Source organism: Neisseria sp. Marseille-Q1983, from assembly GCF_018224585.1.
Classification (GTDB): domain Bacteria; phylum Pseudomonadota; class Gammaproteobacteria; order Burkholderiales; family Neisseriaceae; genus Neisseria; species Neisseria polysaccharea.
Window position 1 is genome coordinate 1 of record NZ_JAGTUI010000071.1, and the last position, 4,841, is coordinate 4,841.

Consider the following 4,841-nt stretch of genomic DNA (forward strand, 5'->3'; position numbering starts at 1 on the left):
GTTCTCTTTGAGCTAAGGCGAGGCAACGCCGTACTGGTTTTTGTTAATCCACTATGCATTTCCCTTCCTTGCAGCAACAAAAGCGCGTGATTCCAATCTGCCGCTGCAAAATCTTCAATTTTTCACACCCGAAAACGCTTGCCGCCATACAGATGTGATATATTGATTCCATTTTAACGGACTTCGGAGAACGACATGAGCAGCGGAAATATCCACATCCACAGCATGACAGGCTTTGCCAACTCGGCGGCAGAGTGCGGCAGCAAACGCATCAACCTCGACATCCGCGCCGTCAACCACCGCTTTTTGGACATTCAAATCAGGATGCCGGATGATTTGCGCCATTTGGAAAGCGGTATCCGCGAGAAAATTTCATCCCATCTGGCACGCGGTAAAGTCGAATGCAAAATCCAAATTCAAGATGCGGAAAACGGCAATCAGTCTTTGGAACTGAATCGCGATTTGGTCGGACAGCTTGCCGAAATCAACAAAGACCTCCGCAAGCATTATGATTTGGCAAAACTGGGCGTTGCCGATATTTTGCGCTTTCCGGGCGTATTGGCAAGCCAAAGGGAAAATGCGGACGCATTGGCAAAGGTGATTGCCGATTTGACCGATTCGGCACTAAAAGACTTTACCGCCGCACGCCGGCGCGAAGGTAAGAAATTGGGCGAACACCTGCTGCAACGCCTCGAGTCTATGGAAGAAATCATCGGGGCATTGGACGAAATCTTCCCCGCCCTGGTAGAAGCGCATAAAGAAAAAATCCGCGCCCGCCTCGCCGAAGCCGTCGGCAGCATCGACAACGACAGGTTGCAACAAGAATTTGCCCTCTTTATCCAAAAATCCGATGTCGACGAAGAGTTCAGCCGCCTGCGCACCCACATTGCCGAAGTACGCCGTATCGTTACCGAACACAAAGGCAGCAGCGGCAAACGGCTGGACTTCCTGATGCAGGAATTAAACCGCGAAGCCAACACTTTGGGCAGCAAATCCATCGCTACCGAATGCACCCAAGCCTCGGTCGAACTGAAAGTCTTAATCGAGCAGATGCGGGAACAAGTGCAGAATATCGAATAATCGGTTTCCCCCGATAAGCAAATGCCGTCTGAAGCCCTTTCAGACGGCATTTTTGCAGTTTGAAACCTTTGCGGTACAAAGGCTCAAGGCTTTGCTTTTACGTCCACCAACCTTGTCCCGGCAAGGAAGTCATACAGGAACTGCCGGTCGGGATTCAGCAGGGCGAACCCCCACGGCAGAATCAGCCAAACCAATGCCGCGCCGGCCGCTCCCTTGGGCGGAATGCCGAGAAAGTGGCGCAATCCGGCATAAGCAAGGGCGGGGACGAATACGGTGAATATGCACGCCCAAATAAAACGCAGGCGGAGTAAGTGTAGAGACGGCTGTATGCCGTTAAGGTCGCACAAACCGATTTTCCACGTCCTCATCGCCAAGGTCTGTCCCTGCCCGTGCCAGTTGGCACGGAAATAAAGCCACCACGAACCGACAATCAGGATGCTCGTAACCAATGCCGAAAGCGCAGCGGAGACGGGATTGAGGAAAATGGCGGCAATGCCGGCAAGCAATGCCGCCGGACAGGTTGCCGCGCCTGCCAGCAGCATTTCATACAATATGGCGGCAAAGCGGCGTTTGAGCGGGGCGGTTTTCAGTGTCATCATCTTTTCAATCGTAATATGCCGTCTGAAGCACGGGCGGGTTCAGACGGCATTGGTGCGGATATGCGCCGGCCGGATTAACGGTGCGGACGTTTCTGACCGCGCGACTGTTTTGCCGCCATTTGGTTGATTTCCTGACGGGTCGGGCGTTTTTTGAACATAGCGTGCGCCTCGTCCACCGAACATTTTTGCGCCAAGCAGATTAATGTGACGGCATCTTTTTGATATTGTCCGCCGCTGTGGTACATCCGGCGCAGGTTGGCCTCGTTGACTTTGCCTTTTTCCGGATCAATGTCGAATTTTTTCAAACGTTCGATAAACAGACGCTGCTGTCGGCGGGATGTCCAAACAAAACCGCCCGCAGCGGCAGCGACGATGACGGCGGCAAGCAGGATGGCGAGCGGCCAGGAATCGACGATGAGCACGATAATCAGGCTGAGGACGGCGGTAGTCAGTAAAATCAGGCCGCCCAAGCGCAGTTTGGTCTTATTGTCCATAGGGTTGATGTTCCTTTATTGAGGTGGTCGTGCCGTCTGAAATGTTTTCGGACGGATTGGTGAATACTTTTCAGGATTAACGGTATTTTACAGTATTTTCGTATTTTGGGGATTGCCGCTTTATTTCGCCAGCGACACGGCGAGTTGTTTGAACGCCGCCCACGCATCGCCTTCTTCCGCGCCTTTGATTATCCTGTCGATTTCGGCACAGGTTTTCAGCGCGTCAAGCAGGCGGGGGACGGAAATCCGTTTGACCGCAGCCGGAGCGAGCGTCTGCTTGTCGCCCCAAAGCCTGAGGCTGTTGCGGACGGCTTGGACGCTTTGACCCTGTTTCAAGGCGGCGGCAAGGCGGATCAGCGTCCTGATGTCTTCGGCAACCGCCCACAGAAGCAGCACCGGTTCCCCGCCTTCTTCCCGCAATCCGTCCAAGAGCCTGCATACGCGCGGGACATCGCCCTTCATCCACGCACCTGCCAGTTGGAACGCGTCGAAGCGGGCAACATTGGCGACGGCGGTTTGCGCTTCATCGATAGTGAGGGTATGCCCTTTCGGATACAGCAGCCCGAGCTTGTCGATTTCCTGACGCGCCGCCAACAGATTGCCTTCCACGCGCTCGGCAAACAGTGCCAATGCGTCTGCCTCGATACCCAAACCGATTTTGTCCAGACGGGCGCGTATCCATTGGGGCAAAGCCGCCGCGCCGACCGGTTTGGCTTCCCACACTTCCCCCTTGGCCGCCAATGCGGCAAACCATTTGGACTGGAGCTGGGTTTTCTCCAGTTTGGGCAGTAAAACCAGCGTTACCGTATCTTCCGGCAGTCGGGCGGCAAAGTCCTGCAGTGCCTCGCCGCCGTTTTTACCGGGTTTTCCGTTGGGGATATGCAGTTCCAACAGTTTCAAATCGGCAAACAGACCCGCACTGCCTGCGGTTTGCAGCAGTTCGTTCCAATCGAAAGACGCATCGGCGGTATAGGACTCGCGGTTGAGATAACCCTGCTTCTTCGCAGCCGCTCTCAATGCATCCAATGCCTCGATACGCAACAGTTCTTCCTCGCCGTGGATGACGTACAGCGGTTTCAAAGGCGCGTCCGTATCGATGCGTCCGATATGTGCCGCCACGTCATTCCGCCTTCAGAAAGGTCAGGCGGCGGACAATCTGCTCGGCAACATCCTGCCGCATTTCCGCCCACAGGGTTTCTTCTTCTTCCTGTTTGCCCAAAATTTCGTTGTCGGCATAAGCAAGAACGCGGCGGACGGACACGGTCATCGGTTTGCCGACCGGCTCGCCGCGTTTCAATACCTGCGCTTCAACCGTCAAGATTAAAAGATATTCGTTGATGACTGCCGCACGGGTAACGGTATAGGTTTCCTTGTTTTGGGAAACGCTGTCTATACGCAGGGTCATCTGCGCGCCGGCAGCATCGTCCACCCTGCCCGAAGCCTGATACAGCGCGGTTTCCAAAGGGAACTGCAATGCCTGTCCGCCTTCGATGTGCCAGCTCCGGTAGGTCAGCGGCGGAGAAATGCCGTCTGCACCTTTCAGGTGGAAACCGCACGCGCCCAGCATCAGCACTGCGGCAGTAAGGAATATTTTGTTCATCGCTTGCCTTTCTCAAAAGCACAAAGTCGGTAGATTATATCAGCGGCGTGTTCAGACGGCATTGCCGTCCAGCCAAATCAGGCTCGCCATACGCCCCGTTGCTCCGTCGCGGCGGTAGGAAAAGAAAGTATCCCGTTCCAAAACCGTACAATGCGTGCCGCCGTACACGCCACCCACGCCTTCGCGCTTCAGAATCAGGCGGGCGAGCGCGTAAAGGTCGGCAAGGAATTTGCCGCCGCCTATGCCTTCAAATGCGGCGGCGGCTTCGGGCATGGGCGTGCAGAACGCATCAAACACATCCTGTCCGACTTCAAACGCATCCGCACTGATGGCGGGGCCGAGATACGCCATCATTTCGACAGGCGGAACCTTCATCGCGGCAATGGTGTTTTGCAATACGCCGCCCGCCAAACCGCGCCAGCCCGCGTGTGCGGCGGCAACCGCCGTACCCGCCCTGTCACAAAATAGAACGGGCAGACAGTCTGCGGTCATCACGGCACAGGCAACCTTGCCCGTGTCGTCCACGGAAGCGTCCGCATCGGGTGTACCGCCCAACGCTTCGGCAGCATTGACGACAATGGTGCTGTGGATTTGATTGAGGTAGGCAACGGGCAATCCGACCTGCTGTTGCACGATTTCGCGGTTGCGGCGCATGGCTTCGGGATTGTCGCCGACGTGCGTACCGAGGTTCAAACTCTGATACGCACCTTGGCTCACACCGCCGTTGCGCGTGGTAATCAGGGTTTTCACATTGGCGGGCGCGGGCCAATCGGCGGTCAGGAAGTTTTTGCCTTTCGGGGCGAGATTTAGGGTTTCTGTGATGGTTTTCATTGGATATTGGAATAGGTGTGTGGCGGAAAGGGTTGATTAACTGCCTTCGGGGCAAATGGATGCTTGTTTTTTCGTCATTCCCGCACAGGCGGGAATTCGGAGATTCGGGATTGTTTTCAAACGTTCGGGTTCGGATTTTTGCCGGTGCAGGAATGATGTCCTTATATACCTTCTCCGAGCTTTATATAGTGGATTAACAAAAACCAGTACGGCGTTGCCTCGCCTTAGCTCAAAGAG

6 protein-coding genes are annotated in these 4,841 nt (G+C 55.2%); 1 reads left to right on the forward strand and 5 read right to left on the reverse strand.

Annotated features, from left to right (window positions below; genetic code table 11):
- The first annotated feature begins 195 nt into the window (after positions 1-195).
- Positions 196-1,080, forward strand: coding sequence for a YicC/YloC family endoribonuclease (locus tag KEM39_RS10715; protein WP_211710008.1), 885 nt, complete (start codon positions 196-198; stop codon positions 1,078-1,080).
- Positions 1,081-1,163: 83 nt separating this feature from the next.
- On the opposite strand, the gene KEM39_RS10720 is transcribed toward KEM39_RS10715, so the two are convergent.
- The 5 genes from KEM39_RS10720 to pgeF form a co-directional block, all read right to left on the reverse strand.
- The gene (locus KEM39_RS10720) at positions 1,164-1,679 is read right to left on the reverse strand and encodes an RDD family protein (protein WP_003713773.1); all 516 of its coding nucleotides are present in this window, start codon (positions 1,677-1,679) and stop codon (positions 1,164-1,166) included.
- A gap of 74 nt (positions 1,680-1,753) precedes the next feature.
- Positions 1,754-2,173 carry a hypothetical protein gene (locus KEM39_RS10725; RefSeq protein ID WP_003713775.1) on the reverse strand — a complete coding sequence of 140 codons (420 nt, stop codon included), beginning with the start codon at positions 2,171-2,173 and terminating at the stop codon, positions 1,754-1,756.
- Positions 2,174-2,293: 120 nt separating this feature from the next.
- Positions 2,294-3,292 carry a DNA polymerase III subunit delta gene (gene holA, locus KEM39_RS10730; protein ID WP_211710009.1) on the reverse strand — a complete coding sequence of 333 codons (999 nt, stop codon included), beginning with the start codon at positions 3,290-3,292 and terminating at the stop codon, positions 2,294-2,296.
- Between the two features lies 1 nt (position 3,293).
- Positions 3,294-3,773 carry an LPS assembly lipoprotein LptE gene (gene lptE / locus KEM39_RS10735; protein ID WP_211710010.1) on the reverse strand — a complete coding sequence of 160 codons (480 nt, stop codon included), beginning with the start codon at positions 3,771-3,773 and terminating at the stop codon, positions 3,294-3,296.
- A 51-nt stretch (positions 3,774-3,824) separates the two neighbouring features.
- A complete protein-coding gene (gene pgeF / locus KEM39_RS10740) occupies positions 3,825-4,604 on the reverse strand; it encodes a peptidoglycan editing factor PgeF (RefSeq protein ID WP_118997514.1) in 780 nt (259 codons plus the stop codon).
- Positions 4,605-4,841 lie beyond the last annotated feature (237 nt).

What these genes read in the sequence shown, in the direction of transcription:
- KEM39_RS10715 (WP_211710008.1), top strand. Translation starts at nt 196, where the DNA reads ATGAGCAGCGGAAATATCCACATCCACAGCATGACAGGCTTTGCCAAC.
- KEM39_RS10720 (WP_003713773.1), bottom strand. Translation starts at nt 1,679, where the DNA reads ATGATGACACTGAAAACCGCCCCGCTCAAACGCCGCTTTGCCGCCATA.
- KEM39_RS10725 (WP_003713775.1), bottom strand. Translation starts at nt 2,173, where the DNA reads ATGGACAATAAGACCAAACTGCGCTTGGGCGGCCTGATTTTACTGACT.
- lptE (WP_211710010.1), bottom strand. Translation starts at nt 3,773, where the DNA reads ATGAACAAAATATTCCTTACTGCCGCAGTGCTGATGCTGGGCGCGTGC.
- pgeF (WP_118997514.1), bottom strand. Translation starts at nt 4,604, where the DNA reads ATGAAAACCATCACAGAAACCCTAAATCTCGCCCCGAAAGGCAAAAAC.